The organism is Pseudomonas sp. NPDC088368 (genome assembly GCF_044753445.1).
GTDB classification, from domain to species: Bacteria; Pseudomonadota; Gammaproteobacteria; order Pseudomonadales; family Pseudomonadaceae; genus Aquipseudomonas; species Aquipseudomonas bambusae.
On the sequence record NZ_JBIVNG010000012.1, the window covers coordinates 208,879 to 233,754 of the forward strand.

General features: G+C 60.7%; 27 protein-coding genes and 1 pseudogene. 17 read left to right on the plus strand and 11 right to left on the minus strand.

Annotated elements, in window-relative coordinates; translation table 11 throughout:
- The first annotated feature begins 1 nt into the window (after position 1).
- The 7 genes from ACIQAL_RS25510 to ACIQAL_RS25540 all read left to right on the plus strand — a co-directional run bounded on the left by ACIQAL_RS25510 (position 2) and on the right by ACIQAL_RS25540 (position 5,507).
- Positions 2 to 592 carry a YggT family protein gene (locus ACIQAL_RS25510; protein WP_341961357.1) on the plus strand — a complete coding sequence of 197 codons (591 nt, stop codon included), beginning with the start codon at positions 2 to 4 and terminating at the stop codon, positions 590 to 592.
- Between the two features lie 515 nt (positions 593 to 1,107).
- Positions 1,108 to 2,247, plus strand: a complete 1,140-nt coding sequence (locus tag ACIQAL_RS25515; protein WP_401150347.1) for a homoserine O-acetyltransferase — start codon at positions 1,108 to 1,110, stop codon at positions 2,245 to 2,247.
- Positions 2,248 to 2,254: 7 nt separating this feature from the next.
- Complete coding sequence (gene metW / locus ACIQAL_RS25520) at positions 2,255 to 2,875, plus strand: methionine biosynthesis protein MetW (protein WP_166595759.1); 621 nt, start codon at positions 2,255 to 2,257, stop codon at positions 2,873 to 2,875.
- Positions 2,876 to 2,898: 23 nt separating this feature from the next.
- Positions 2,899 to 3,345, plus strand: coding sequence for a DUF4426 domain-containing protein (locus ACIQAL_RS25525; RefSeq protein WP_341961353.1), 447 nt, complete (start codon positions 2,899 to 2,901; stop codon positions 3,343 to 3,345).
- Positions 3,342 to 3,950: an RdgB/HAM1 family non-canonical purine NTP pyrophosphatase gene (rdgB, locus tag ACIQAL_RS25530; RefSeq protein ID WP_401150349.1), complete on the plus strand. Its 609-nt coding sequence runs from the start codon at positions 3,342 to 3,344 to the stop codon at positions 3,948 to 3,950. The genes ACIQAL_RS25525 and rdgB overlap by 4 nt, the downstream gene beginning before the upstream one ends.
- Complete coding sequence (gene hemW / locus ACIQAL_RS25535; RefSeq protein WP_401150351.1) at positions 3,947 to 5,161, plus strand: radical SAM family heme chaperone HemW; 1,215 nt, start codon at positions 3,947 to 3,949, stop codon at positions 5,159 to 5,161. The genes rdgB and hemW overlap by 4 nt, the downstream gene beginning before the upstream one ends.
- Positions 5,162 to 5,183: 22 nt before the next feature.
- Positions 5,184 to 5,507, plus strand: coding sequence for a DUF3392 domain-containing protein (locus ACIQAL_RS25540; RefSeq protein ID WP_062385487.1), 324 nt, complete (start codon positions 5,184 to 5,186; stop codon positions 5,505 to 5,507).
- Positions 5,508 to 5,582: 75 nt separating this feature from the next.
- Here ACIQAL_RS25540 and trmB read toward each other — a convergent pair.
- The 4 genes and pseudogenes from trmB to ACIQAL_RS25560 form a co-directional block, all read right to left on the minus strand.
- A pseudogene (gene trmB, locus ACIQAL_RS25545) lies at positions 5,583 to 6,290 on the minus strand (tRNA (guanosine(46)-N7)-methyltransferase TrmB); the annotation flags it as partial.
- A gap of 55 nt (positions 6,291 to 6,345) precedes the next feature.
- Positions 6,346 to 7,140 carry a thiazole synthase gene (locus ACIQAL_RS25550; protein WP_401150353.1) on the minus strand — a complete coding sequence of 265 codons (795 nt, stop codon included), beginning with the start codon at positions 7,138 to 7,140 and terminating at the stop codon, positions 6,346 to 6,348.
- A gap of 67 nt (positions 7,141 to 7,207) precedes the next feature.
- On the minus strand, positions 7,208 to 7,408 hold the full coding sequence (gene thiS / locus ACIQAL_RS25555; protein WP_341961347.1) for a sulfur carrier protein ThiS: 201 nt from the start codon (positions 7,406 to 7,408) through the stop codon (positions 7,208 to 7,210).
- Positions 7,409 to 7,519: 111 nt separating this feature from the next.
- The gene (locus ACIQAL_RS25560) at positions 7,520 to 7,903 is read right to left on the minus strand and encodes a DUF423 domain-containing protein (protein WP_296186334.1); all 384 of its coding nucleotides are present in this window, start codon (positions 7,901 to 7,903) and stop codon (positions 7,520 to 7,522) included.
- Positions 7,904 to 7,982: 79 nt separating this feature from the next.
- Here ACIQAL_RS25560 and mtgA point away from each other — a divergent pair, with 79 nt between their 5' ends.
- Positions 7,983 to 8,693 (plus strand): monofunctional biosynthetic peptidoglycan transglycosylase, encoded by a 711-nt coding sequence (gene mtgA, locus ACIQAL_RS25565; RefSeq protein ID WP_401150355.1) that lies wholly within the window; start codon positions 7,983 to 7,985, stop codon positions 8,691 to 8,693.
- 80 nt (positions 8,694 to 8,773) lie between these two features.
- Here mtgA and rpoH read toward each other — a convergent pair whose 3' ends face one another.
- From rpoH to ftsY, 4 genes are all read right to left on the minus strand, one after another.
- Positions 8,774 to 9,628, minus strand: a complete 855-nt coding sequence (gene rpoH, locus ACIQAL_RS25570) for an RNA polymerase sigma factor RpoH (protein ID WP_065991120.1) — start codon at positions 9,626 to 9,628, stop codon at positions 8,774 to 8,776.
- A 138-nt stretch (positions 9,629 to 9,766) separates the two neighbouring features.
- Positions 9,767 to 10,792 carry a permease-like cell division protein FtsX gene (gene ftsX, locus ACIQAL_RS25575; protein WP_401150357.1) on the minus strand — a complete coding sequence of 342 codons (1,026 nt, stop codon included), beginning with the start codon at positions 10,790 to 10,792 and terminating at the stop codon, positions 9,767 to 9,769.
- Positions 10,789 to 11,460 carry a cell division ATP-binding protein FtsE gene (gene ftsE / locus ACIQAL_RS25580; protein WP_166595768.1) on the minus strand — a complete coding sequence of 224 codons (672 nt, stop codon included), beginning with the start codon at positions 11,458 to 11,460 and terminating at the stop codon, positions 10,789 to 10,791. The genes ftsX and ftsE overlap by 4 nt, the downstream gene beginning before the upstream one ends.
- Positions 11,457 to 13,004 (minus strand): signal recognition particle-docking protein FtsY, encoded by a 1,548-nt coding sequence (gene ftsY / locus ACIQAL_RS25585; RefSeq protein WP_401150360.1) that lies wholly within the window; start codon positions 13,002 to 13,004, stop codon positions 11,457 to 11,459. Before ftsY ends, ftsE begins: the two co-directional genes overlap by 4 nt.
- A 300-nt stretch (positions 13,005 to 13,304) precedes the next feature.
- Between ftsY and ACIQAL_RS25590 the strand changes: the two genes are divergently transcribed.
- From ACIQAL_RS25590 to ACIQAL_RS25630, 9 genes are all read left to right on the plus strand, one after another.
- Positions 13,305 to 14,657 (plus strand): M16 family metallopeptidase, encoded by a 1,353-nt coding sequence (locus tag ACIQAL_RS25590; protein ID WP_401150362.1) that lies wholly within the window; start codon positions 13,305 to 13,307, stop codon positions 14,655 to 14,657.
- Entirely contained in the window at positions 14,654 to 16,150 is a 1,497-nt protein-coding gene (locus ACIQAL_RS25595) for a M16 family metallopeptidase (protein WP_401150363.1), read from the plus strand. Before ACIQAL_RS25590 ends, ACIQAL_RS25595 begins: the two co-directional genes overlap by 4 nt.
- Positions 16,150 to 16,770, plus strand: coding sequence for a 16S rRNA (guanine(966)-N(2))-methyltransferase RsmD (gene rsmD / locus ACIQAL_RS25600; RefSeq protein ID WP_341961338.1), 621 nt, complete (start codon positions 16,150 to 16,152; stop codon positions 16,768 to 16,770). Before ACIQAL_RS25595 ends, rsmD begins: the two co-directional genes overlap by 1 nt.
- Positions 16,754 to 17,758, plus strand: a complete 1,005-nt coding sequence (locus ACIQAL_RS25605) for a hydrolase (RefSeq protein ID WP_341961337.1) — start codon at positions 16,754 to 16,756, stop codon at positions 17,756 to 17,758. The genes rsmD and ACIQAL_RS25605 overlap by 17 nt, the downstream gene beginning before the upstream one ends.
- A 341-nt stretch (positions 17,759 to 18,099) precedes the next feature.
- Complete coding sequence (locus ACIQAL_RS25610) at positions 18,100 to 18,828, plus strand: AzlC family ABC transporter permease (RefSeq protein WP_401150365.1); 729 nt, start codon at positions 18,100 to 18,102, stop codon at positions 18,826 to 18,828.
- Positions 18,825 to 19,148 (plus strand): AzlD domain-containing protein, encoded by a 324-nt coding sequence (locus tag ACIQAL_RS25615; protein WP_166595774.1) that lies wholly within the window; start codon positions 18,825 to 18,827, stop codon positions 19,146 to 19,148. Before ACIQAL_RS25610 ends, ACIQAL_RS25615 begins: the two co-directional genes overlap by 4 nt.
- 151 nt (positions 19,149 to 19,299) lie before the next feature.
- Positions 19,300 to 20,304 (plus strand): methionine ABC transporter ATP-binding protein, encoded by a 1,005-nt coding sequence (locus ACIQAL_RS25620; RefSeq protein ID WP_401150367.1) that lies wholly within the window; start codon positions 19,300 to 19,302, stop codon positions 20,302 to 20,304.
- Positions 20,305 to 20,322: 18 nt separating this feature from the next.
- Positions 20,323 to 20,991, plus strand: a complete 669-nt coding sequence (locus tag ACIQAL_RS25625; RefSeq protein ID WP_401150368.1) for a methionine ABC transporter permease — start codon at positions 20,323 to 20,325, stop codon at positions 20,989 to 20,991.
- Positions 20,992 to 21,055: 64 nt separating this feature from the next.
- A complete protein-coding gene (locus ACIQAL_RS25630; RefSeq protein ID WP_401150370.1) occupies positions 21,056 to 21,982 on the plus strand; it encodes a MetQ/NlpA family ABC transporter substrate-binding protein in 927 nt (308 codons plus the stop codon).
- Between the two features lie 43 nt (positions 21,983 to 22,025).
- Here ACIQAL_RS25630 and ACIQAL_RS25635 read toward each other — a convergent pair whose 3' ends face one another.
- From ACIQAL_RS25635 to ACIQAL_RS25645, 3 genes are all read right to left on the minus strand, one after another.
- Entirely contained in the window at positions 22,026 to 22,880 is an 855-nt protein-coding gene (locus ACIQAL_RS25635) for a sulfurtransferase (protein ID WP_401150371.1), read from the minus strand.
- Between the two features lie 63 nt (positions 22,881 to 22,943).
- Positions 22,944 to 23,633, minus strand: a complete 690-nt coding sequence (locus tag ACIQAL_RS25640; RefSeq protein WP_166595779.1) for a TetR/AcrR family transcriptional regulator — start codon at positions 23,631 to 23,633, stop codon at positions 22,944 to 22,946.
- A 114-nt stretch (positions 23,634 to 23,747) separates the two neighbouring features.
- The gene (locus tag ACIQAL_RS25645; protein WP_401150373.1) at positions 23,748 to 24,875 is read right to left on the minus strand and encodes a DegT/DnrJ/EryC1/StrS family aminotransferase; all 1,128 of its coding nucleotides are present in this window, start codon (positions 24,873 to 24,875) and stop codon (positions 23,748 to 23,750) included.
- Position 24,876 lies beyond the last annotated feature (1 nt).

Genomic DNA, 24,876 nt, shown 5'->3' on the forward strand with positions numbered 1-24,876 from the left:
CATGAATGCACTCACTGGCGCCACGATTTTCGTCATCCAGACGCTGATCAGCCTGTACCTGACCATCGTTCTGCTGCGCTTCGTGCTGCAACTGGTCAAAGCCAACTTTTACAATCCGCTGTGCCAGTTCGCCGTGCGCGCTACCCAGCCGTTGCTCAAGCCGATCCGCCGCATCGTGCCAAGCGTGCTGGGGCTGGACACCTCGTCCCTGCTGCTGGCCATCGTGATTCAGGCACTGCTGATGGCGTTCGTGCTGATGATGACCTACGGCACCATTGGCGACGTGCCTCACCTGCTGATGTGGTCGATCATCGGCATTACCTCGCTGCTGCTGAAAATCTTCTGGGTGGCGATGATCATCATGGTGATCGTGTCCTGGATCGCGCCGGGCACTCACAACCCGGCTGCGGAACTGGCCTACCAGATCAGCGAACCGATCCTGGCGCCGTTCCGCCGCATCATCCCGAACCTTGGCGGCCTCGACATCTCACCGATCTTCGCCTTTCTGGCGATCCAGGTGCTTCAGTCGTATGTCATGCCTGAGCTGGCAGCCTACGCCGGTATGCCGCAGGAGTTGTGGCGGTTGATTTAAAGAACCCTGTCGCACGACAAGCCTGCTTCTGCCGAAGGCGTAGCTGGCTTGCCTGCGATCTGCCGGGCACCGGCAGTAAACCCTGTGCATGCGGTACGTCAGACGGGTCAAGGTCGCATGGTTTTGCTGTCGCTTCGCAACAGATCGTAGGCAAGCCAACTCCCACGGCCTTCGGCCAGAATCAAAAGCGAATTGCGTCACACCGCCCCATCGTGTCACCTTCGGCACAATTAAATCCCAGAACATACCGCGATCCCGTTTTTGCCGAAGGCGTAGGAGCTGGCTTGCCTGCGATCTGCCGGGCACCGGCAGTAAACCCTCTGCATGCGGTACGTCAGGCGGGTCAAGGTCGCATGGTTTTGCTGTCGCTTCGCAACAGATCGTAGGCAAGCCAACTCCCACGGCCTTCGGCCAGAATCAAAAGCGCGACCGTCAGCGAATTCAGCGATTTACTTTGTTGCCGCTACCCCCCGCGATCTTTAGACTTATGCCTCATTTCAGCGAGAGCAGGGTCGATGTCCACGGTCTTTCCCGAAGATTCTGTCGGTCTAGTCACGCCGCAGACGGCGCATTTCAGCGAGCCACTGGCTCTGGCCTGCGGGCGTTCGCTGGCCGATTACGACCTCATCTACGAAACCTACGGTCAACTCAACGCTGCCAAGAGCAACGCGGTGCTGATCTGTCACGCCCTGTCCGGCCATCATCACGCTGCGGGTTATCACAGCGAAGATGAGCGCAAGCCCGGCTGGTGGGACAGCTGCATTGGCCCCGGAAAGCCTATCGACACGGACAAATTCTTCGTCGTCAGCCTGAACAACCTCGGCGGCTGCAATGGCTCCACTGGCCCGAGCAGCATCAACCCGGAAACCGGCAAGCCTTTCGGCGCCAACTTCCCGGTGCTGACGGTCGAGGACTGGGTCCACAGTCAGGCCCGTCTGGCCGACACCCTCGGCATCATGCAATGGGCGGCCATCGTCGGCGGCAGTCTGGGCGGCATGCAGGCGTTGCAATGGACCATCACGTACCCGGATCGCGTGCGCCATTGCCTGGCCATCGCCTCGGCGCCCAAGTTGTCAGCGCAAAACATCGCCTTCAACGAAGTGGCACGTCAGGCGATCCTCACTGACCCGGAATTCCACGGCGGCTCGTTCCAGGAAATGGGCGTGATCCCCAAGCGCGGCCTGATGCTGGCACGCATGGTCGGCCACATCACGTACCTGTCCGACGACTCCATGGGCGAGAAATTCGGCCGTGGCCTGAAGAACGAAAACCTCAACTACGACTTCCACAGCGTCGAGTTTCAGGTCGAAAGTTACCTGCGTTATCAGGGCGAAGAGTTCTCCGGCCGTTTCGACGCCAATACCTACCTCCTCATGACCAAGGCGCTGGACTACTTCGATCCAGCGGCCAACTTCGACGACAACCTGGCGGCGACCTTCGCCAGCGCCACGTCGAAGTTCTGCGTGATGTCGTTCACCACCGACTGGCGCTTTTCCCCGGCCCGCTCCCGCGAGCTGGTAGACGCGCTGATGGCCGCGAAAAAGGACGTCTGCTACCTGGAAATCGACGCACCGCAGGGCCACGACGCCTTCCTGATGCCGATCCCGCGCTACCTGCAGGCTTTCTCCAGCTACATGAACCGAATTGCACTCTGAGGACACCATGAGAGCCGACCTGGAAATCATCCAAGACTGGATACCGGCAGGCAGCCGCGTGCTCGACCTCGGCTGTGGCGACGGCGAATTGCTGGCCTGGCTGAAGGACAACAAGCAAGTGACCGGCTACGGCCTGGAAAACGACGCTGAAAACATCGCGCGCTGCGTGGCGCGGGGCGTGAACGTCATCGAGCAAGACCTGGACAAGGGGCTGGGCAACTTTGCCAGCAACAGTTTCGACATCGTGGTCATGACGCAGGCGCTGCAAGCCGTGCACTACCCGGACCGCATCCTCGACGAAATGCTGCGCGTCGGTCGCCAATGCATCATCACCTTCCCGAACTTCGGTCACTGGCGCTGCCGCTGGTACCTGGCGAGCAAGGGCCGGATGCCGGTTTCCGAATTCCTGCCGTACACGTGGTACAACACGCCGAACATCCACTTCTGCACCTTCGAAGACTTCGAAGAGTTGTGCCGGGGCCGCTCGGCGAAGGTCATTGATCGGCTGGCTGTCGATCAACAGCATCGTCACGGTTGGGCGAGCAAGCTTTGGCCTAATCTGTTGGGTGAGATCGGCATCTATCGGGTCAGCAGCCCCGGCTTGCAGGACCACCAGATCGCCGTGTGATCCCTATTCACAGGAGAACGATCATGGCTCGTCTGATTGCACTGCTGGGCATGCTGATGACGCTGGCGACGCCGCTAATGGCCGCCAACAGCGCCAGCCCGAACCGACAGGAACAGTTCGGCGACCTGATCATTCACTACAACGCCTTCGCCTCCGGCCTGTTGCAACCGGCCATCGCGCAGGAAGCCGGGCTGATTCGCAGCAAAGGCCAAGGCGTGATCAACATTACGGCGGTCAAGAACGGCAAAACCGTTCCGGCCACTGTCAGCGGCACGATCCAGGACCTCACGGGCCGCGAAAAGCCGCTGACCTTCAAGCCCTTCAACGAAAACAGCGCGGTGAATTATCTCGCGCAATTTGCGGTTGAGCCCGACAGCTCGGCGACCTATGTCTTCACCATCAACGTGAAGACCGGGGACGACGACACGCACACGCTCAGCTTCAACCAACAGATTTTCTCGGACGAATGATGACGTTTTCCCAACTCGTACTCGCCAGCCACAACGCCGGCAAACTCAAAGAACTCCAGGCCATGCTCGGCGGCAGCGTGCAGCTGCGCTCGATTGGCGAGTTCAGCAGCGTCGAGCCTGAAGAAACCGGTTTGTCGTTCGTCGAGAACGCGATCCTCAAGGCTCGCAATGCCGCACGCATTTCCGGCCTCCCCGCGCTGGCCGACGATTCAGGGCTGGCGGTGGACTTCCTCGGCGGAGCGCCGGGCATTTATTCGGCACGTTATGCGGATGGCAAAGGCGACGCTGCGAACAACGCCAAGCTGCTCGACGCCCTCAAAGACGTGCCGGAAGAGCAGCGTGGCGCGCAGTTCGTGTGCGTGTTGGCGCTGGTCCGTCACGCCGACGATCCGCTGCCCATCCTCTGTGAAGGGCTGTGGCACGGCCGCATTTTGACCGCCGCCAGTGGCGAGCATGGGTTTGGCTATGACCCGCTGTTCTGGGTGCCTGAGCGCGGCCTGTCCAGCGCCGAGCTGACTCCTGCCGACAAGAACCAGATCAGCCACCGCGCCCGCGCCATGGCCATTCTGCGTCAGCGCCTGCTCCTGGATGTGGCGGGGAAATGACCCAAGATTCAACCACCCGGCCGCTGATCCTTGGCGCGGCCGGTTTCAGCTCCGAACAGCCTCGAAGCCCATTGCCCGAGCTGCCTCCGCTGTCGCTGTACATTCATATCCCGTGGTGCGTGCGCAAATGCCCGTATTGCGACTTCAATTCCCACGCCGCCAGCCCTGTCCTGCCCGAGCAGGAATACGTCGACGCGCTGTTGGCTGATCTGGATCAGGACCTGCCCCACGTCTACGGACGCGAGCTGAGTTCAATCTTCTTCGGCGGCGGCACGCCCAGCCTGTTCAGCGCTGACGCATTGGGGCGATTGCTGAAGGGCGTCGAGCAACGCATCCGTTTCGCGCCAGACATTGAAATCACGCTGGAAGCCAACCCCGGCACGTTTGAGCAGGCGAAATTCAGCGCCTATCGAGGCCTGGGGATTAATCGCCTTTCCATTGGTATTCAGAGTTTTCAGGAAGCCAAACTCAAGGCGCTAGGCCGCATCCACAACGGCGATGAAGCTGTGCGGGCGGCGGACATGGCGCGTCAGGCCGGTTTCGACAACTTCAATCTGGACTTGATGCATGGCTTGCCGGATCAGTCGCAGGACGACGCGCTGGGCGATTTGCGCCAAGCCATCGCTCTCGCCCCGACGCATCTGTCGTGGTATCAGCTGACGCTCGAACCGAACACCGTGTTCTGGAATCAGCCGCCAACGCTGCCAGAAGACGACATTCTCTGGGACATCCAGGAGGCGGGGCAAACGCTGCTCAGGGAAAACGGCTACACGCAGTACGAAGTGTCGGCCTATGCGCAACCAGGCCGTCCTGCGCGGCATAACCTGAATTACTGGAGCTTTGGCGATTTCATCGGCATTGGCGCCGGTGCCCACGGCAAGCTCAGCCATCCCGATGGCCGTATCCTGCGCACGTGGAAGACCCGTTTGCCCAAGGATTACCTGAATCCGGCGAAGCCTTTTCAGGCGGGGGAAAAGCTGCTGCCACTGGACGAAATGCCGTTCGAATTCCTGATGAACGCACTGCGCCTGACAAATGGTGTGGACGCTGCATTATTTCAGCGTCGCACGGGTCTAAGCGTCGATTCGCTCGCCAGCGCGCGTCAGCAGGCCGAACAACGAGGCTTGCTGGAAACCGATCCAACGCGTCTGGCGGCCACTTCCCGAGGTCAACTGTTCCTCAATGACCTGCTGCAGTACTTTCTTCTTTAAGGCTTAACGCAAAGGAAACTGAATGGACCTCGTACTCGACCTGCTGGCCACTGTCTCACGCTGGAGCCGCAGCAACCTGTCGGAAATCGCACTGGCGTTGGTAGGCTGCCTGCTGATCCTGTTCGGCGCAGACATCAAAGGCTGGATTGAAGGTCGCCTGAGCAGCTTTGCCGGTGCATTGCGCGTACCGGTCATGGCGCTCCTGTGCACCATCGGCAGCGGCGCCGCGCTGATTTACGCCACGCCTTGGGTCGTGCGCGGGCTGAGCCAGTTCAACAACTACAGTCTGGCGCCGGTGCTGTTGGTGGTGCTGGTGTTGATTGGCGTCGTCGCCGACAGAAAGTAAATCCGAAACGAACTGTGGGAGCCGGCTTGCTGGCTCCCACAGGTACGGCGGTGAGACAAGAGATCTCGGTGACGCCAGCTTCTCGAACTTCAAATCCCAAACCCCGTGCCCAAGACGCTCGCCGCGGCGTTCGAATTTGGTGATCGGGCGCTCCGCAGGGCGTGGGACGCATTTGCCGTCTTCGGCCAGATTGCGATAACCCGGCGCGACGTTCATCACTTCCAGCATGTACTCGGCATACGGTTCCCAGTCGGTGGCCATGTGCAGAACGCCGCCCGGCTTGAGCTTGGTGCGAACCAGCTCAGCGAATTCGGCTTGTACGATGCGGCGCTTGTGGTGACGCGCCTTGTGCCACGGGTCCGGGAAGAACAGCATCAGGCGGTCGAGACTGTTGTCGGCCACGCAGCGGTTGAGCACTTCGATCGCGTCGCAATCGTAGACCCGCAGGTTGGTCAGGCCTTGCGTCAGCACGCCATTGAGCAATGCGCCAACACCTGGGCGGTGCACTTCGACGCCGATGAAATCCTGCTCCGGCGCCGCCGCTGCCATTTCCAGCAACGAGTGGCCCATGCCGAAACCGATTTCCAGGGTGCGCGGCGCGGAGCGACCGAACACCTTGTCGAAATCAACCGGCGCGTCGGCCAGTGGCAGCACGAACAGCGGCTTGCCCTGGTCCAGACCGCGTTGCTGGCCTTCGGTCATGCGACCTGCGCGCATCACGAAGCTCTTGATGCGCCGATGGTGGCTGTCATCGCCTTGAGCTTTACCGTCTTCGTCGTTCATCACTTCGTCGTCCGGAAGTGGGTCAGGCGTTTGCGAATCAATCATCAACAGGCTCTTACTTGATCAGACCATCCAGCGGCGAGGACGCGCTGGCATAGAGTTTCTTCTGCATACGGCCAGCCAAGTAAGCCATGCGGCCTGCCAGGATGGCGTGTTTCATGGCTTCGGCCATGAGGATCGGTTGTTGCGCGTGGGCGATGGCCGAGTTCATCAGCACCGCTTCGCAGCCCAGTTCCATGGCGATGGTGGCGTCAGAGGCTGTGCCGACACCGGCATCGACCAGCACCGGGACGTTCGATTCTTCAAGGATGATCTGCAGGTTGTAGGGGTTGCAGATGCCAAGACCGCTGCCGATTAGGCCTGCCAGCGGCATGATCGCGCAGCAGCCGATTTCGGCCAATTGACGCGCGATGATCGGGTCGTCACTGGTGTACACCATCACGTCGAAGCCTTCCTTGACCAGCGTTTCGGCGGCCTTGAGGGTTTCGATCACGTTGGGGAACAGGGTCTTTTGGTCCGCCAGCACTTCCAGTTTCACCAGGTTGTGGCCGTCAAGCAGCTCCCGGGCCAGGCGGCAAGTGCGCACGGCTTCGGTGGCGTCGTAGCAGCCAGCTGTGTTTGGCAAGAAGGTGTAGCGATCCGGTGACAGTACTTGGAGCAGGTTCGGTTCGCCTTCGATCTGGCCGAGGTTGGTGCGGCGCACAGCGAAGGTGACGATCTCGGCGCCCGAGGCTTCGATGGCCAGGCGGGTTTCTTCCATATCCTTGTACTTGCCCGTGCCGACCAACAGGCGCGACTGGAAAGTACGACCAGCCACTGTAAACGGCTTATCGCTACGAACATTGCTCATCGGAAATCCTCTTTAGGGTTGAGGTTCTTGCAGTTCTTCTGGATCGGACAGGCCACGGCGCTGTGAATCAGCCGCCGCCGATGGCATGCACCACTTCGACCTGATCGCCTTCGTTCAGCGCTGTGGAAGCGTGCTGGCTGCGCGGGACGATATCCAGATTCAGCTCCACCGCGATTCGACGCCCCGTCAGTTCCAGACGGTTCAGCAACGCCGCGACGGTCTCGCCATCGGGCAGTTCGTAGGATTCACCGTTCAACTGAATGCGCATGCGAAAGGCAGCCATCATTTTTAGGGGCGAGCATTCTAGCCCGATCAGCCGATGGGTCCAAGGCAAAGCAGTGCCATTCGTCTCACATCGGACTGCCGGGTCAGGTTCTCTTTAAAGCGTATCGAGCCCCAGACGCCAGGCGAGCCAGCCCAGAATGAACCAGCCGATGAGGAAGCACAGCCCGCCAATCGGCGTGATGATGCCCAATTTGCTGACGCCGGTGAGGGTCAGCAGGTAAAGACTGCCCGAGAACAGCAAAATACCCAGCACAAAGGCGATGCCCGCGTAACTGACCAGCCGCCCCTGAATCTGCGTCGCCAGAATCGCCACACCAAAGATCGCAAGGGTGTGGATCAATTGATACAGCACGCCGGTGTGAAAAATCGCCAGGTACTCAGGCGTCAGGCGGTTTTTCAGGCCATGGGCCGCGAATGCGCCAAGGGCGACGCCGGTGAATCCGAAGAAAGCCGCCAACATCAGAAAGGTTCGTAACATGTGAAACTCCAGGCAAAGTCGTTCAATGGCGCGTGGTCTGTATAATGGCCCGCTCAACCGGTTCGGCCAAGCCATCCCTATGCTGCGTTTCCTTCTCCGTCGTGTCGCCAAAGGCCTGCTCTGGTTCGCAGCGGCTAGTGTCGTGCTGGTTTTGATTTTTCGCTTCGTGCCTCCGCCGTTCACCGCGTTGATGGTCGAGCGCAAGGTCGAGTCCTGGTTCGACGGCCAACCCATCGATCTGCAACGGGACTGGGAACCATGGGAGAAAATCTCCGACGACCTGAAAGTTGCCGTCATCGCCGGCGAAGATCAGAAGTTCGCCGAGCACTGGGGTTTCGATATCGACGCCATTCAGGCCGCACTGGTTCATAACGAACGTGGTGGCTCGATTCGCGGCGCCAGCACGCTGAGCCAGCAGGTCTCGAAAAACCTCTTTCTGTGGTCCGGCCGCAGTTATCTGCGCAAAGGTCTGGAAGCCTGGTTCACCGGCCTGATCGAGGTGCTCTGGTCCAAACAACGGATTCTTGAGGTCTACGTCAACAGCGTGGAATGGGACGACGGCGTGTTCGGCGCCCAGGCTGCGGCGCAACATCACTTCCACGTCAACGCCAGCCAGCTCTCGACCCAGCAGGCCAGCTACCTCGCCGCCGTGCTGCCCAATCCTCGGGAATGGAGCGCCAGCCACCCCACCAGCTATGTGTCGCGCCGCGCCGGGTGGATTCGTCAACAGATGCGCCAGTTGGGTGGGGATGAGTATCTGGTGGGGCTGAATCATCGGCGTGAGTGGTGAGTTCAAGCCTCCGCCGCAACTGCCGGCACAAACAAAAACGCCCCGATCATCTCGGGGCGTTTTGCATTTCGGTTGACCGCTTACGCAGCAATCGACAGTTTGAGCTTGTTCATCGCGCTCTTTTCGAGCTGACGGATACGCTCGGCAGAGACGTTGTACTTTTCGGCCAGGTCGTGCAGCGTCGCCTTTTCCTCGGCCAGCCAACGCTGGTAGAGGATGTCGCGGCTACGGTCGTCCAGCACGTTCAAGGCTTCGTGCAGGTTGGCGGTCGAGCTGTCAGTCCAGTCAGAATCTTCCAACTGACGCGCCGGATCGTAACGATGGTCTTCCAGGTAGTTGGCCGGAGACTGGAACGCGCTGTCGTCGTCGGCTTCAGCAGCCGGGTCGAACGCCATGTCGTGACCGGTCAAACGGCTTTCCATCTCGCGCACTTCACGTGGCTCTACACCAAGGCTTTCAGCCACACGGTGCACTTCTTCATTGTTCAGCCACGCCAGACGTTTCTTCTGGCTGCGCAGGTTGAAGAACAGCTTGCGCTGGGCCTTGGTGGTCGCGACTTTCACGATGCGCCAGTTGCGCAGGATGAACTCGTGAATCTCAGCCTTGATCCAGTGCACGGCGAACGACACCAGACGCACGCCCATTTCTGGGTTGAAACGCTTCACGGCCTTCATCAGACCGACGTTACCTTCCTGGATCAGGTCAGCCTGAGCCAGTCCATAACCGGAATAACTGCGTGCGATATGCACGACAAAACGCAGGTGGGCGAGCACCATCTGCCGAGCCGCCCCTAAATCCTGCTCGTAATAGAGACTCTCGGCCAGTTCACGCTCCTGCTCGGGCGTCAGCAATGGAATGCTGTTGACCGTGTGCACATAGGCTTCCAGGTTTGCACCCGGAACCAAGGCATAAGCAGGTTGCAAAGAATTGGTCATACGAAAAAACCTCCGACACATGACTCGTGCAGTTCAGCACTGCGAAATTGACCGGGAGCCGCTAAACAAGTTCCCTTAGCTGAAAAGTCAATAGATGAAACAAAATTTACGCTTAAAAGATTACCCGAACATTAAAACTCAACGAGGTGCCAGCTCTCTCAAATGGCGTGCAACGGCAATCCACGCACCGATATACCCCAACAGCACCGCCCCAAGCAATAGGGACAGACCATCGGCAACCGGCACACCAGCCAGTGCGAAATTGCTTCCATAAAGGCCAGCCAATCGCACCACCGCCTCGTTCAACCAGTCGAGGCCGAACGCCAGCACACCCCAAGACAGAATCCCTGCACCGAAGCCATACAGCGCGCCCATATAAAGGAAGGGCCTGCGCACGTAGGCATCGGTACCGCCCACTAGTTTAATGACTTCGATCTCGGTGCGGCGGTTCTCGATATGAAGACGGATGGTATTGCCTATCACCAATAACAATGCCACCACCAGCAGCACTGTCAGGCCGAACACGAAGCGGTCACCCAATTTCAGAATCGCCGCCAGACGTTCGACCCAGACCAGATCAAGCTGCGCCTGCTGCACTTTCGGCAATTCAGCGAGACGCGTACGTAATGCCTCCAGCGCTGGCTTGTCAACTTCCTGTGGAGTCACCAGCACGACGCCGGGCAGCGGGTTTTCAGGCAATTCCTTGAGCGCTTCGCCCAGGCCTGATTGTTGCTGGAACTCGTTCAGCGCCTGATCGCGGGAGATGTACTCCGCTTCGGCGACGCCGGGCATGTCTTTGATCTGATTTACAAGGCCAGCACCTTCGCTAGGTGAAGCATCCAGTTGCAAATAAAGAGAGATTTGCGCCGCGCGCTGCCACGAACCGCCCAGCCGCTCGACATTGCTCAGCAGCAACGACAAGCCCATCGGCAGGCTCAATGCGACGGCCATCACCAGACAGGTAAAGAAGCTGCCAATTGGCTGCTTGCCCAGACGCCGCAAGCTGTCAGTCATGCTGGAGCGATGGGCTTCTATCCACGCGTTGAACAGCTGGCCAAAGCTTGGACCATCATCATCGTCGTGTTTCTTTTTCTTCTGCGGGCCCGGCTCGGCGGCCTTTGGCGCCACGCGTTCGGAAACCTTGGGGCTGCGAGTGGCACTCATACGCCAGCCTCCCCGTCACCGATCAGTCGGCCGCGTTGCAGGGTCAGCATGCGGTGGCGCATGCGTGCAATCAGGGCCAGGTCGTGACTGGCGATCAGCACGCTGGTGCCCAGGCGGTTGATGTCTTCAAATACGCCCATGATTTCCGCTGCCAGCCGTGGATCGAGGTTACCGGTGGGTTCGTCCGCCAGCAGCAAAGCCGGGCGGTGAACGATGGCGCGTGCAATACCGACGCGCTGCTGCTGACCGGTGGACAAGTCGCCAGGGTACAGCTCGGCCTTGTCAGACAGGGCCACACGCTCCAGCGCCGAATCGACACGCTTGGTCACTTCGGCCTTGGACAACCCCAGAATCTGGAGCGGCAGGGCGACGTTGTTGAACACCGTGCGGTCGAACAGCAACTGGTGATTCTGGAACACGACGCCGATTTGCCGACGCAGGAACGGAATCTGTGCGTTGCTGATCTGCCCGAGGTCTTGCCCCGCCAGCAGCAGTTTGCCGGTGGTGGGACGTTCCATCGCCAGCAGCAGGCGCAACAGCGTACTTTTACCGGCACCGGAGTGGCCGGTTACAAACAGAAACTCGCCGCGACGCACTCGAAAGCTCAGCTCATGCAAGCCGACGTGTCCGTTCGGATAGCGTTTACCGACCTGTTCGAAACGAATCATGTGCGCTCCCGCTCGGCGAAGAGGGCCTGAACGAACGGTTCGGCCTCGAATGTCCGCAAATCGTCGATGCCTTCACCGACGCCGATGTAACGAATCGGCAGCCCGAACTGCTTGGCCAGCGCGAAGATCACCCCGCCTTTGGCCGTGCCGTCGAGCTTGGTCAGCGCAAGGCCCGTCAGGCTCACCGTCTGGTTGAATTGCCTGGCCTGGTTGATGGCGTTCTGACCTGTACCGGCATCCAGCACCAGCAAGACTTCGTGAGGCGCGGCTTCGTCCAGCTTGCCGATCACGCGGCGCACCTTTTTCAGCTCTTCCATCAGGTTGTCTTTGGTGTGCAGACGACCAGCGGTGTCGGCAATCAGCACGTCGACACCACGGGCCTTGGCGGCCTGCACGGCGTCAAAGATGACCGAGGCCGAGTCGGCGCCGGTGTGCTGGGCGATGACCGGGATCTTGTTGCGCTCACCCCAGACCTGAAGCTGCTCGACCGCCGCAGCGCGGAAGGTGTCGCCTGCCGCCAGCATGACTTTCTTGCCTTCAAGCTGAAGCTTCTTGGCCAGCTTGCCGATGGTGGTGGTCTTGCCCGCGCCGTTGACGCCAACGACCAGAATCACGAACGGCTTGTGTTCTGCCGTGATGACGAGCGGCGCTTCCACCGGTTTGAGCATTTCAGTCAGTTCGCTTTGCAGCGACTTGTACAGCGCATCGCTGTCGGTCAACTGTTTGCGCGCCACTTTCTGGGTCAGGTTGCGCACGATCAACGACGTGGCTTCAACACCCACGTCGGCGGTCAACAAGCGCGTTTCCAGCTCATCGAGCATGTCATCGTCGATGGCTTTCTTGCCCAGAAACAGGCTGGCCATGCCTTCACCAAGGCTGGCGCTGGTCTTGGACAGACCCTGTTTCAGGCGGGCGAAGAAACCGGGCTGCCTGGCTTCCACGACGGGAGCCGGAGCTTCAGGGACGACTAGCGCTGGCGGGGTCTCGATCACGGGTGCAACCGGCACAGCCACTGTCGGCGCGGGAACAGGCGAAGGCTGGGTCAGCGCAGGCAAGTCAGCGCCAGCGACCGGGCCCGGCAGGGCAACCGGGATTGGCTCGATGGACGGTGGCACTTCAAAAGACGGGGTATCGACCACCGCAGGCTGAGCCGGCGGATGCGGAATGGCGATCTCAGATTGCACGTGCGACGCGGTGTACACCGGAATCTCGGGGGTGACGTGCGGCTCGTGTTCATCCGTCAGCGCCACCGGCTCTTCGGCGACCGGCAGTTTCAGCCAAGGCTCGCCAGCGGGTTGCTCGACGATCTGCGCTGGCGCTTCGAAAGCCGTGGCGACATGTGGCACAGCAGGCGGGATCGCCGGAGGGGTTTGCGGCTCGGCAGCAGGCGGCGTCGGTTCGACGACAGGCTCGGGCGCTGCGGCGGTTGAATCCTGTGGCTGCTCGGCAACGGCTTCCTGCGGCTTTTTGCGCAGCCATCCGAACAGGCCTTTTTTCTCGCCAGCCGAGGCTGGGGTCTTCTTGTCGTCGTTGGAACCAAACATGGAGGACGGCTATCTCAAGGTAGCGACGCGCCAGAGCGGCGCCTCTGAAAAATTCTGTATGCGAAACAGACTGCTTTTATGTCCGCTTGTTCATCAGTTGGCTGGCTGACGGCCCGTCAGATGACCGTTCAAGCGCGGGGTAGCCTTACAAAATGCCCCCGGACAACCGACTTACATCGTAGTCCGATTCCCAAGCATGACTCTCAGGCATAGTCGGCAAGCAAACTGGCCGCTATCCTAACACCCCCGCGCCCGCCGACGCTAAGTTCAAGCAGGCCGTCTCGAAGGTTCAAATGACGAATGAATGCTATTGCCCGCCGTGCCGCAGGCCTTCTGCTCGGCACATTGTGTTTGCCCCTTGCTGCTCTCGCCGCCGACCCTCAACCCACTTCCGAATTCACGCTGGATAACGGCCTGAAAGTCGTCGTGCGCGAAGATCATCGCGCGCCAGTCGTGGTGTCGCAGGTCTGGTACAAGGTGGGCTCCAGTTACGAGACGCCCGGCCAGACCGGCCTGTCCCACGCGCTGGAACACATGATGTTCAAGGGCAGCTCCAAGGCGGGTCCGGGTGAGGCGTCGCTGATCCTGCGCGACCTTGGCGCCGAAGAAAACGCCTTCACCAGCGACGATTACACCGCGTACTACCAAGTGCTGGCTCGCGACCGCCTGAGCGTGGCCTTCGAGCTGGAAGCCGATCGCATGGCCAGCCTGCGCCTGCCGCCTGAAGAATTCGCGCGCGAGATCGAAGTCATCAAGGAAGAGCGCCGCCTGCGCACCGATGACAAGCCGAACGCCAAGGCTTACGAACGCTTCAAGGCCATGGCCTACCCGGCCAGCGGCTACCACACGCCGACCATCGGCTGGATGGCGGATCTCGACCGCATGAAGGTTGAAGAACTGCGCCACTGGTACGAATCCTGGTACGTGCCGAATAACGCCACGCTGGTGGTGGTGGGCGACGTGAAACCCGACGAAGTGAAGGCATTGGCCGAACGCTTCTTTGGGCCGATTCCCCGCCGAGACACACCGCCATCGAAAAAGCCGCTGGAATTGCCTGAACCGGGCCTGCGCCAGATCACCGTGCATGTTGCAACTCAAATGCCGAGCCTGATGTACGGCTTCAACGTCCCAAGCCTGTCCACCGCGACCGATCCGCAGTCAGTCAACGCCCTGCGCCTGATCTCGGCGCTGCTGGACGGCGGCTACAGCGCGCGCATTCCGACGCGTCTGGAGCGCGGTGAAGAACTCGTGACCGGTGCATCTTCCGATTACGACGCCTACACCCGTGGTGACAGCCTGTTCACCATCAGCGCCACGCCCAACATGCAGAAGAAGAAAACCCTCGCCGACACCGAAGCCGGTATCTGGCGCCTGCTGGACGAGCTGAAAAACAAGCCGCCGACCAAAGAAGAGCTTGAGCGGGTTCGGGCGCAGGTCATTGCCGGTCTGGTGTATGAGCGTGATTCGATCACCAGTCAGGCCAGCACCATCGGCGAGCTGGAAACCGTGGGGCTGTCCTGGCGCCTGATCGACGGCGAACTGGCGGCGCTGCAAAGCGTCACTCCGGAAGACATCCAGAAAGCCGCTCGCACCTATTTCACCCGCGAACGCCTCGCCGTCGCGCACGTTCTGCCTGAGGAGAAAGCCAAATGACCCCGCGCAACGAAACACGCCTGGGGCGAACGCGGGCCCCTTCGATGCTGCTGGCAGCGACCCTCGCGCTGTTTAGCGCTGCACCGGTCATGGCCGACACGGCCGCCGAAGCGCCCAAGGCCATCGATAAAGCTGCCAACACCCTCGAATCCCTGAAGGAGCTCGACGGCAAGGCCCCGGCCCGTCGCTCATTGAACATTCAGTCATGGAACACCGCCGAAGGCGCCCGCGTGCTGTTCGTCGAAGCCCATGAGCTGCCGATGTTCGACATGCGCTTGCTGTTCGCGGCTGGCAGCAGTCAGGACGGCGCCACCCCGGGGATCGCGCTGGTCACCAACGCCATGCTCAATGAAGGCGTGAAAGGCAAGAATGTCAGCGCCATCGCCGAAGGCTTCGAAGGGCTGGGCGCCGACTTCGGCAACGGTTCCTACCGCGACATGGCGCTGGTTTCGCTGCGCAGCCTGAGCGCGCCCGAGAAACGCGAACCGGCGCTCAAGCTGTTCTCGGAAGTGGTTGGCAAGCCCACGTTCCCTAGTGACTCGCTGGCCCGGATCAAAAACCAGCTTCTCGCCAGCTTTGAATATCAAAAGCAAAACCCCGGCAAACTGGCGGGCGATGAGCTGTTCACACGTCTGTATGGGAATCACCCCTACGGGCATCCAAGCATGGGCACTGCCAAAAGCATCACGCCAATCACGCTCGCGCAGCTGAAAGCCTTTCACGCCAAGGCCTACGCGGCGGGGAATGCGGTGATTGCATTGGTGGGCGATCTTTCTCGCGCAGATGCCGAAGCCGTTGCCGTTCAAGTGTCGGCGTCGCTGCCGAAAGGCCCGGCATTGGCGAAGACCGTTGCGCCGACCGAGCCGAAATCTGGCGAGACTCACATTGAGTTTCCTTCCAAGCAGACCCACCTGATGCTGGCCGAGCTGGGCATTGACCGGGCCGACCCGGATTACGCAGCGCTGTCGCTGGGCAACTCGATCCTCGGCGGCGGCGGCTTTGGCAGTCGCTTGATGACCGAAGTTCGGGAAAAGCGTGGCCTGACGTACGGCATTTCGTCGGGCTTCACGCCGATGCAGGCCCAAGGCCCGTTCATCATCGGCCTGCAAACCCGTGCCGAACTCAGCGAAAATACCTTGAAGCTGGTCAAGGACGTCACCCGTGACTTCCTCGCGAACGGCCCCACCCAGAAAGAGCTCGACGACGCCAAGCGCGAACTCGCAGGCAGCTTCCCGCTGTCCACGGCGAGCAACTCGGCAATCGTTGGCCAATTGGGGGCAATCGGCTTCTATAATCTGCCCCTGAGCTACATCGAAGACTTCATGACGCAGTCTCAGAGCGTCACCGTCGAGCAGATCAAGACGGTGATGAACAAGCATCTGGACGTGGACAAGCTGATCATCGTGACCGCTGGCCCTACTGTCCCGCAGAAACCTCTGCCGCCCCCTACTGATCGACCTGCCGAGCAACCCCTCGGCGTTCCGGAGCACTAATGACCTCGACTTCCAAGCCGCCGCGCATTCACAAAGGGCACAAAGTCCATACGGGCCTCGGCCAACTGCGAATCATCGGCGGCGAATGGCGCAGTCGGCGTCTGAGCTTTCCTGATGCCCCCGGCCTGCGCCCGACGCCGGACCGGGTGCGCGAGACCCTGTTCAACTGGTTGGCGCCTTACATCGAAGGCGCCCGCGTGCTCGACCCGTTCGCGGGCAGCGGCGCGCTGTATCTGGAAGCACTGTCCCGTGGCGCTAGCCTGGGCCTGGCGCTGGACACCAATTCCGCCGCCATTTCCAATCTGCGTGAGCATCTCGGCACCCTGCGCTGCACGGTTGGCAGGACATCGACCGGCGACGCCCTGCGTTATCTGGAGACCCAGCCCGCCGAGCAGTTCGACGTGATCTTCCTCGATCCGCCGTTCCACCAAAACCTGCTGGCACCGGCCTGCACGCTGCTCGAAGAACGTCAGTGGCTGGCGGACAACGCGTGGATCTACACCGAAAGCGAAACTGCGCCCTCCACCTTGGCCATGCCGGGCAACTGGCGACTGCACCGCGAGAAAAAGGCCGGGCAGGTGTATTACGCGCTGTGGGAACGAAGTGCCGTCGCCAGCTGACAGCCGGGCCTTCGTTCCGGCAACCGGCCTCGGCAACCCCCACCTGCAAACGTTGTGGGGGCCGCTGTGGCGCAAGACCGTTCATCTCGACCGTCGTCGCGAGCGCATCTGGCTGGAAGACGGCGACTTCCTCGACCTCGACTGGCATGGGCCTCATGACGCCCAAGTGCCGGTCGTCATTGTGCTGCATGGCCTGACCGGCTCTTCCAATTCGCCGTACGTTGCAGGTTTGCAGCGGGCGATGGAAAAGCGCGGCTGGTCCAGCGTTGCGGTGAACTGGCGTGGCTGTTCGGGAGAGCCCAATCTGTTGCCTCGCAGCTACCACTCCGGCGCCACGGAAGACCTCGCCGCCGTGATCGATCACTTGCGAGCCGCCCGCCCCTTGGCGCCGCTCTATGCCGTCGGTTATTCGCTGGGCGGTAATATCTTGCTCAAGTACCTCGGCGAATCCGGCCTCCAAAGCCAGTTACAAGGGGCTGCGGCGGTGTCGGTGCCATTTCGGCTGGACGAGTGCGCGGACCGTATCGGGCTGGGCTTTTCCAAGGTGTATCAGCGCCACTTCATGCGCGAGATGGTCGGTTACATCCGGGACAAACAACGCCGCTTTCAACACGAAGGGTTGAGCGACGGGCTCGCGGTCCTCGCCGCACTAGGCTCGCTGGACAACCTGCGCACGTTCTGGGATTTCGACGGGAAGGTCACCGCGCCGCTCAACGGTTTCCTCGATGCCCACGACTATTACCGGAAAGCGTCGAGCCGCTATTACCTCGGCGCGATTCGCACGCCGACGCTGCTGGTGCAGGCATTGGACGATCCGTTCGTGTTTCGCCACAGCCTGCCCGAGCCTGGCGAGTTGTCTGACAGCACCCGATTCGACTTTCAGGCACAGGGTGGTCATGTCGGGTTTGTCGGCGGGACGATCAGAACACCGACCTATTATCTGGAACAGCGGATTCCGGAGTGGTTGGTGGAGGTGCATGGGGCGTAAGCCTAAGCCCTATGCGTTGACTGAAAATCGTCTTCGCTGCCGAAGCCTTGATCACAGCCCGGAGCAAGCAACGCTCCTACGCCTTCGGCAGACGCAGATCGAGGCGGGCAACGCTTTTGATTCTGGCCGGAGGCCGTGGGAGCGCCACCCCGGCACTCCCACGGCCTCCGGCCAGAATCACACGCGCTGATCGCACCACCCGTCCGCTTCCGCCACTCCCTACTGCCTACTGCCTACTGCCTACTGCCAGAATCGGACGCGGATCTGCGTTGAACCGTGCAAGATCGTTCAAGACACTCCCACCCCGAACGCCTACCCTGCGGGACATAAGGAGAAGAACCATGTCTCGTAATCAACTGTTCGTTCGCGGTCTTCGCGACAGCGTGCCGATGCTGGTCGGCATTGCACCGTTCGGCATTATATTTGGAACCCTCGCAGGCGTTGGCGGCTTGTCGCTGTGGCAGGCGGTCGGCATGTCGATGTTTGTCTATGCCGGGTCGGCGCAGTTCATCGTTGTCAGCTTGATGGGCGCTGGCGCCAGCGCAGTCGTGATCTTGCTGACCACGTTCATCGTCAACCTTCGCCACGTGCTGTACAGCGCCACGATGCAGCCTCAAGTTCAGGGGTTGCCGCAGCGCTGGCGGTTGCTGCTGGCGTTCTGGCTGACCGATGAAACCTTCGCGGTCGTCCAGCGCTTTTACCTCGTTCATGGCCGTACCCCGCTGGCGCATTGGTACTGGCTGGGCGTCACCGTTGCGCTCTACGCTTGCTGGGTCAGCAGTTCACTGGTCGGCGTTTTATTCGGTCAAGCCGTGCCGGACATGGCGAGTTGGGGGCTGGAATTCGCGATGCTGGCGACGTTCATCGGCATCGTCGTCCCGCTTCTGCGCAACCGACCGCAGGTCGCGGCTGCGCTGGCGGCCGGTGCTGTCGCGCTGATGACCTGGTCGTGGCCCTATAAATTGGGGCTGATGGCCGCGGCGTTCAGTGGCATCGCCGTGGGCGTACTTCTCGAACGCCGGCAGTCTTCCGACGCGCAGGACGCCCCGAGCAATGAGGTGCATTCATGAGCTATTGGTGGCTGATTCTCGGCATGACCGCGATCACATTTCTGATGCGCTACAGCCTGTTCGCCTGGCCGAATCTGCGTTTCCCGCCGGTGGTTCGCCAAGGGCTGCACTACGTGCCGACTGCGGTGCTCACTGCGATCGTTGTGCCTGGCATGCTCCTGCCGGACGGCCAGCATTGGCAGGTATCGTGGCACAACGCCTACCTGTTGGCGGGGATTGCCGCTATCGCCATCGCTGCCTTCAGCCGCAACCTGCTGGCAACAATCGGCGGCGGCCTGGCGGTGTTCTTTTTGCTGCGCTGGGCGATGGGGCAGATTTGAACGAGGTTATAAGCAAAGAATTAAAAATTCCTTTCAGCTATAACCAGTAGCACTGATTATGCAGTTCTTGAATGATTGGCGGCACGTCTGATGTCGGCGGTTTTCGACGTCTGATTTGTCGCGCAAGCGAATATCACCAAGGACAGCTGCAGTGAGTGATCCGATTTTCCGTCTGACCCACGTCAGCAAAACCTTCAACCGCGACAACACCGCCACCACCGCGCTTGACGATGTCGATCTGACAATCGAGCGCGGCGCGTTTCTCGGCATCGTCGGCACATCGGGCGCTGGCAAAAGCACGCTGCTGCGTCTGCTCAATCTGTTGGAAGCGCCATCGGCAGGCACCGTTGAGTTCGACGGCCAGGACTTGGCATCGCTGGATGCTCGGGGTCAGCGCGAATACCTGTCGAAAGTGTCGACCATTTTTCAGCACTTCAATTTGTTTCACGGCAAGACCGTCCTCGACAACGTCGCGTTTCCGCTCGCCATTCGCGGCGTCCCGGCCGCCGAGCGGTATGCACGCGCGAGGGCGTTGATCGAAAAAGTCGGACTCCAAGATCGCGAAGGGCATTACCCCTCACAGCTGTCAGGTGGGCAGAAACAGCGCGTCGGCATTGCCCGCGCCCTAATCACCAACCCTCAAGTGTTGCTGTGCGACGAGGCCACCAGCGCGCTGGATTCGCAAACCACGCAGACCATTCTTGATCTGCTCGGAGAGCTCAAGCAGCTTTACGGTTTCACTGTGATCCTGATCACGCATTCATGGGATGTCATTCGCTACGCCTGCGATGCCGCTGTGTTGATCGAACACGGGCGTATCACCGAAGCGGGCACGCTCAAGGACGTGATCCAGCGGGAGCATTCGGTTCTCAAGGACCACCTTCTGCCCCTGAACAAAGACGCCGCCTGGCAGAACGGACCCGACACCCTAGACCTGATTTTCGAGCATCCCGAAACCCAGACCGACCTGCTGTCCACACTCGCGGGTGCCCTGAGTCTCGACTTCTCGATCCTGTCCGGGCGGGTCGACAATCTTGGCAAAACCCCGGTCGCCCGGTTTCAGGTGCGCTTTCGCCCACGCCACCCGCAGACCCACCTCGATGTCGGGCAGGTCAAGCAATGGCTGACCGACCAGATGATCACCGTCAACCTCTGATTCCCGTTCGAGCGCCCCATGAACCCCATGACCTGGCAAACCTACCTTCCGGATTTCTGGGCCGCCCTGGCGCAGACCCTCTACATGATCGCCATCGCCGGACCCTGCATCATCGTGGCTGGTCTCACGGTTGGCACCACGCTGTACCTGATCGCGCCACAATCCATTTCACCGAGACCGGCGCTGTATTACCTGTTGACCACCGCCGTCAACGTCGGTCGCTCCATTCCGTTCCTGATTCTGATCGTGCTGCTGATCCCCGTTACCCGCGCCGCCGTGGGCACAACGCTTGGGCCGGTGGCGGCCATCATTCCGCTGGTGTTGGGTTTCACGCCGTTCTTCTCAAGGCTCGTGGAGTCGGTGCTGCGGGAGATTGATCAGGGCCGAATCGAGGCCGCACGTTCCATGGGCGTGACCCGCTTTCAACTGATTTTCCGGGTGCTGCTGCCCGAGTCTTTCTCAGGATTGCTCAATGCCATGACCATCATTCTGGTGGGCACCGTGGAGGGCACCGCAGTGGCGGGCGCCGTGGGCGCAGGCGGCGTCGGGGATTTCGCCATCGAGTTTGGATACCAGCGTTTCTACGGCGAGCTGATGTTCATCTCGGTGTTTTCGATGGTCATCATCGTCCAGTTCATCCAGATCACCGGCGACGTGTGGATTCGTGCCCGCAGCCATAAGCGATAGCCGCAAACACTCAGCGGCAGGTCGCCAGGCCTGCTGCCCCGCTCAACCTTGTCGAAGAGAAATCATGGAAAACACACGCGCCACATCCAGACGCACGGTGGCATTGGCCGCCGCCTTCACAGCGATCGTTGCCAGTGTTGCGATGGTCATTCCGGCCTTCATGGGCGCCACCGCGTCGGCCAGCGAGGTGACGGCCACCGCCAACAAGGGCACGACCGTCCCGGACACGCCGCTGAAAATTTACGCGACCGCTTCGCCTCAGGGCGACATTGTGCGTTTCGTGCAGAAACTAGCGGACGCTGACGATTCAGGGCTGAAGCTCAAGCTGACCACCAGCGGCGGCAGTGGCGCGCTGGATTCCTACGAGCTGCTCGCCAGCGGTGACACCGATGTGAATTTCACGGGGCACCAACCCTACGTCAACGCCTGGAAAGCGGCGCACCCCAAGCTCAACAATTTCGATGGCAAAGCGACAGTGCTGTTGAACGCCTTTGGCTTGTACTCGGTGAAATACACCAGCCCCAAAGACCTGCCGGACGGCGCGAAAATCCTGGTCCCCAACGAGCAAACCAACCTGCCCCGCTCACTGTTCATTCTTCAGGACTTGGGGCTGATCAAGCTCAATGTGGAAAAGCTCGACAGCTCGCCAGCGGCGATTTCGGTGAGCGAAAAGTCGATCATCGACAACCCGCGCCATCTGCAATTGATCCCGACAGACACAGTGCTGCGGGCCAAAGCCTTGCCTGATGCCGATGCCAGCTTCATCAACGGGGACGTTGCCCTGTCGAACGGCGTCGATCCGTCACGTGCGCTGGTACGGGAACACACAGCGGACAACCCGTACGCCAACCTTATCTACGCCCGCAACGAGATGCTGGACGATCCTCGACTGACGCTATTGGCGAAGTACCTGACCGGGCCGGAAGTGAAGCAGTTCATCGAGGCCAACTACAAAGGCTTCGTGGTGCCCGACCAGAAACTTGTCCGCTGATACGGGACATCTGGCGCCGCTGCTCGTAACGGCGCCATTTGCATCACTCTCCCTTCGCGATTCCACGTTGCGGATCATTGATCCACTCGCTCCACGACCCGGCGTACAAACGCCCCAACGGATACCCGGCCAGGCAAAGTGCGAACAGGTTGTGGCAGGCCGTCACCCCCGAACCGCAGTATGCGACGAGCTTTTCAGGCGGGCGGCCGTTCAGGGTTTCCGCGAAACGTTGCTTGAGCTGATCAGCAGGCAAAAACCGGCCATCCGGCCCAAGGTTATCGGTGAACGCTGCGCATTGCGCGCCAGGAATGTGCCCGGCGATGGGGTCAATCGGCTCGACCTCCCCGCGGAAACGCGCCGGGGCACGGGCATCGATCAAGGTCACTTCAGGTTTATCGAGCTTCTTCTGCACATCGGCCGCGCTAAGCACCAGCGCATCGTCAGGCTTGCCTTCGAATCGCCCCTCGACGTGCTGCGGCGGGTCGAGGCTCAACGGCAAGCCCGCCGCGTGCCAGGCCTTGAGGCCACCATCGAGAATGAACACGCCGTCGCGTTTGCCCAGCCACGCCAGCAGCCACCATGCACGCGCGGCATAGGCGCCTGGGCCGTCGTCGTACAGCACGATGTCGCTGTCATTGTTGACGCCCCAGAAACGCAAACGGTCGATCAGCGTGTTGGGGTCAGGCAACGGGTGTCGACCGGTCACGCCCTTGGTGATCGGGCCGCTCAGGTCATTGAGCAAGTCGGCGTAGGACGAGCCTTCGATATGGCCCTCCGCGTAGCTGCGCTGGCCGTAGTCCAGATCCTCAAGAGAGGAACGGCAATCCAGAATCACGAGGCCGGGCTGTTTTTGGCGTTCGGCCAGTTGTTGCGGGCTGATCAATTGCGCGATGGACATGACGGGCTCCTGCAGACAGTGAAAGTGGCTAAAGCGATAAGAGCATTGGATTGAAGGAGACGCTCATGGAGTCGCCTCCTCCAGTGCCTTGTTCAGCGGCACGTAAAATTCGGTGCACAGCGCGTGGACCGCGTCGTGTGCCAGCGGCGTGACGTAGGCCAGTTCCAGCACCAAGACTTGATAGACACCGCGCCGAATGGCGTTTTCGTTCAGGTGCGCGGCGTTTTCCCGCGTCGTGCAGAGAAAGCGTACCCAGGACGTCAGGATGATCCAGGCGTTGAGGGTCAAGGATTCGATCTGCACGGTGTCCATTTTCAAGATACCGGCCTCGACAAAGCCGCCATAAATGGCCATGGCCTTGATCAGGCAATGCTGGGAAAACCGGCGATAGCGCGTCGCCAATTCTGGATCGGCGTCGAGCAGGTGCTCAAGGTCGCGGTGCAGGAAACGGTAGCGCCACATCCCGTCGAGGATCGCCATGAGGTAATGGCGTTTGTCTTCGACATCCGGCAAACGCCCTTTCGGCGGGTGCAGAAAACTGTCCACCAGCGTTTCGTACTCGCTGAAGAGCTCGGCGATGATCGCCTGCTTATTGGGGAAGTGGTAGTAGAGATTGCCTGGCGAAATTTCCATGTGCGCGGCGATGTGGTTGGTGCTGACACTACGCTCGCCCTGCAGATTGAAAAGCTCCAGACTGCTTTGCACGATGCGTTCACGGGTTTTGATGCGTAGGGTTTTGATGCGCGGCGCCATGTTCGACTCGAACGTGTGGTTGTCACAGTGATGTGCTGGATCTTAACGCATGCCGTCGCGACTCGGTGCGTCTTGGCAGCACATCACACGCCCCCGGTGTGAAGAGCACACTCTTCAAGCGTGTCCCGACGCGTTCTCCCGCTTGAACTCGTTGAGCGCCGCCACGACCCGTTCTTGCTCGCCTTCGCTCAGTGTCGGATAAATCGGCAGCGACAGAATTCGCTCATGCAGTCGCGCCTTCTCCATGGGGAGGCTCAGCTTCAGGGCCTTGTACGGTGCATGATCAGGAATTGGCAAGGGGTAGTGAATGGCGGTCTGAATGCCACGCCGCGCCAAATGTTGTTGCAGGGCGTCGCGCTCAACGCATTCGACCACGAAGAGATGCCAGACATGAGCGTTGCGCTCGCTAACGCCAGGCAGCGTGATCAGAGGGTTGTTGACCCCTCGCAGGTAGCGCTCGGCCACTTTCCGACGGCGCTCGGCATCGGCGTCCAGATAAGCCAGTTTGACCGACAGCATCGCGGCCTGGATTTCGTCCAGCCGGCTGTTCACGCCGGGGTAGTCGTGCCGGTATTTGACGCTGGAGCCGTAGTTACCCAATGCCCTGACCAATCGTGCCAGCTCGTCATCCGACGTGACCACGGCGCCACCGTCCCCGAGCGCGCCGAGGTTTTTTCCTGGATAGAAGCTGAAGGCCGCGGCATGCCCCCAGTTACCGGCCTTGCGACCGTTCAACTGAGCACCATGCGCCTGGGCGCAGTCTTCAAGCACCAGCAGCCCGTGGCGCTCCGCCAGGGCCATGAGCTGTGGCATCGGCGCCAGTTGGCCGTAGAGATGAACCGGCAGCAGCACGCGTGTTCGAGGATTGATAGCGGCTTCGACGGCTGCGCAATCGAGATTGTGAGTGGCGGGGTCGATATCGACCAGCACGGGTACGAGCCCGGTTTCGGTCACCGCAGATACCGTGGCAATGAACGTATTGGCTGGGACGATCACCTCGTCCCCGGCCTTGAGCTTGCCCTGTTGTTTCCAGGCGCGAAGCACCAGTATCAGCGCGTCCAGGCCGTTGCCGGTGCCGACAGCGAAGGGGACACCGCAGTATTCGGCGAAGGCTTTTTCGAACCGGGCCAACTCGGCGCCACCGATGTACCAACCTGAATCGATGACCCTGGCGCAAGCCGCTTTCAACTCGTCGGCGTATTCATGATTGACCGCTTTCAAATCGAGAAACGGGATATCCATT

Coding starts and splice junctions, on each gene's coding strand:
- ACIQAL_RS25595 (WP_401150363.1), top strand. CDS start 14,654: ATGACCCCGCGCAACGAAACACGCCTGGGGCGAACGCGGGCCCCTTCG.
- ACIQAL_RS25645 (WP_401150373.1), bottom strand. CDS start 24,875: ATGGATATCCCGTTTCTCGATTTGAAAGCGGTCAATCATGAATACGCC.
- ftsE (WP_166595768.1), bottom strand. CDS start 11,460: ATGATTCGTTTCGAACAGGTCGGTAAACGCTATCCGAACGGACACGTC.
- thiS (WP_341961347.1), bottom strand. CDS start 7,408: ATGCGCATTCAGTTGAACGGTGAATCCTACGAACTGCCCGATGGCGAG.
- ACIQAL_RS25610 (WP_401150365.1), top strand. CDS start 18,100: ATGTCTCGTAATCAACTGTTCGTTCGCGGTCTTCGCGACAGCGTGCCG.
- ACIQAL_RS25630 (WP_401150370.1), top strand. CDS start 21,056: ATGGAAAACACACGCGCCACATCCAGACGCACGGTGGCATTGGCCGCC.
- rpoH (WP_065991120.1), bottom strand. CDS start 9,628: ATGACCAATTCTTTGCAACCTGCTTATGCCTTGGTTCCGGGTGCAAAC.
- ACIQAL_RS25560 (WP_296186334.1), bottom strand. CDS start 7,903: ATGTTACGAACCTTTCTGATGTTGGCGGCTTTCTTCGGATTCACCGGC.
- ACIQAL_RS25635 (WP_401150371.1), bottom strand. CDS start 22,880: ATGTCCATCGCGCAATTGATCAGCCCGCAACAACTGGCCGAACGCCAA.
- ACIQAL_RS25615 (WP_166595774.1), top strand. CDS start 18,825: ATGAGCTATTGGTGGCTGATTCTCGGCATGACCGCGATCACATTTCTG.
- ACIQAL_RS25590 (WP_401150362.1), top strand. CDS start 13,305: ATGAATGCTATTGCCCGCCGTGCCGCAGGCCTTCTGCTCGGCACATTG.
- ACIQAL_RS25625 (WP_401150368.1), top strand. CDS start 20,323: ATGAACCCCATGACCTGGCAAACCTACCTTCCGGATTTCTGGGCCGCC.
- rdgB (WP_401150349.1), top strand. CDS start 3,342: ATGATGACGTTTTCCCAACTCGTACTCGCCAGCCACAACGCCGGCAAA.
- ACIQAL_RS25525 (WP_341961353.1), top strand. CDS start 2,899: ATGGCTCGTCTGATTGCACTGCTGGGCATGCTGATGACGCTGGCGACG.
- mtgA (WP_401150355.1), top strand. CDS start 7,983: ATGCTGCGTTTCCTTCTCCGTCGTGTCGCCAAAGGCCTGCTCTGGTTC.
- ftsY (WP_401150360.1), bottom strand. CDS start 13,004: ATGTTTGGTTCCAACGACGACAAGAAGACCCCAGCCTCGGCTGGCGAG.
- ACIQAL_RS25540 (WP_062385487.1), top strand. CDS start 5,184: ATGGACCTCGTACTCGACCTGCTGGCCACTGTCTCACGCTGGAGCCGC.
- ftsX (WP_401150357.1), bottom strand. CDS start 10,792: ATGAGTGCCACTCGCAGCCCCAAGGTTTCCGAACGCGTGGCGCCAAAG.
- metW (WP_166595759.1), top strand. CDS start 2,255: ATGAGAGCCGACCTGGAAATCATCCAAGACTGGATACCGGCAGGCAGC.
- rsmD (WP_341961338.1), top strand. CDS start 16,150: ATGACCTCGACTTCCAAGCCGCCGCGCATTCACAAAGGGCACAAAGTC.
- hemW (WP_401150351.1), top strand. CDS start 3,947: ATGACCCAAGATTCAACCACCCGGCCGCTGATCCTTGGCGCGGCCGGT.
- ACIQAL_RS25515 (WP_401150347.1), top strand. CDS start 1,108: ATGTCCACGGTCTTTCCCGAAGATTCTGTCGGTCTAGTCACGCCGCAG.
- ACIQAL_RS25550 (WP_401150353.1), bottom strand. CDS start 7,140: ATGAGCAATGTTCGTAGCGATAAGCCGTTTACAGTGGCTGGTCGTACT.
- ACIQAL_RS25510 (WP_341961357.1), top strand. CDS start 2: ATGAATGCACTCACTGGCGCCACGATTTTCGTCATCCAGACGCTGATC.
- ACIQAL_RS25640 (WP_166595779.1), bottom strand. CDS start 23,633: ATGGCGCCGCGCATCAAAACCCTACGCATCAAAACCCGTGAACGCATC.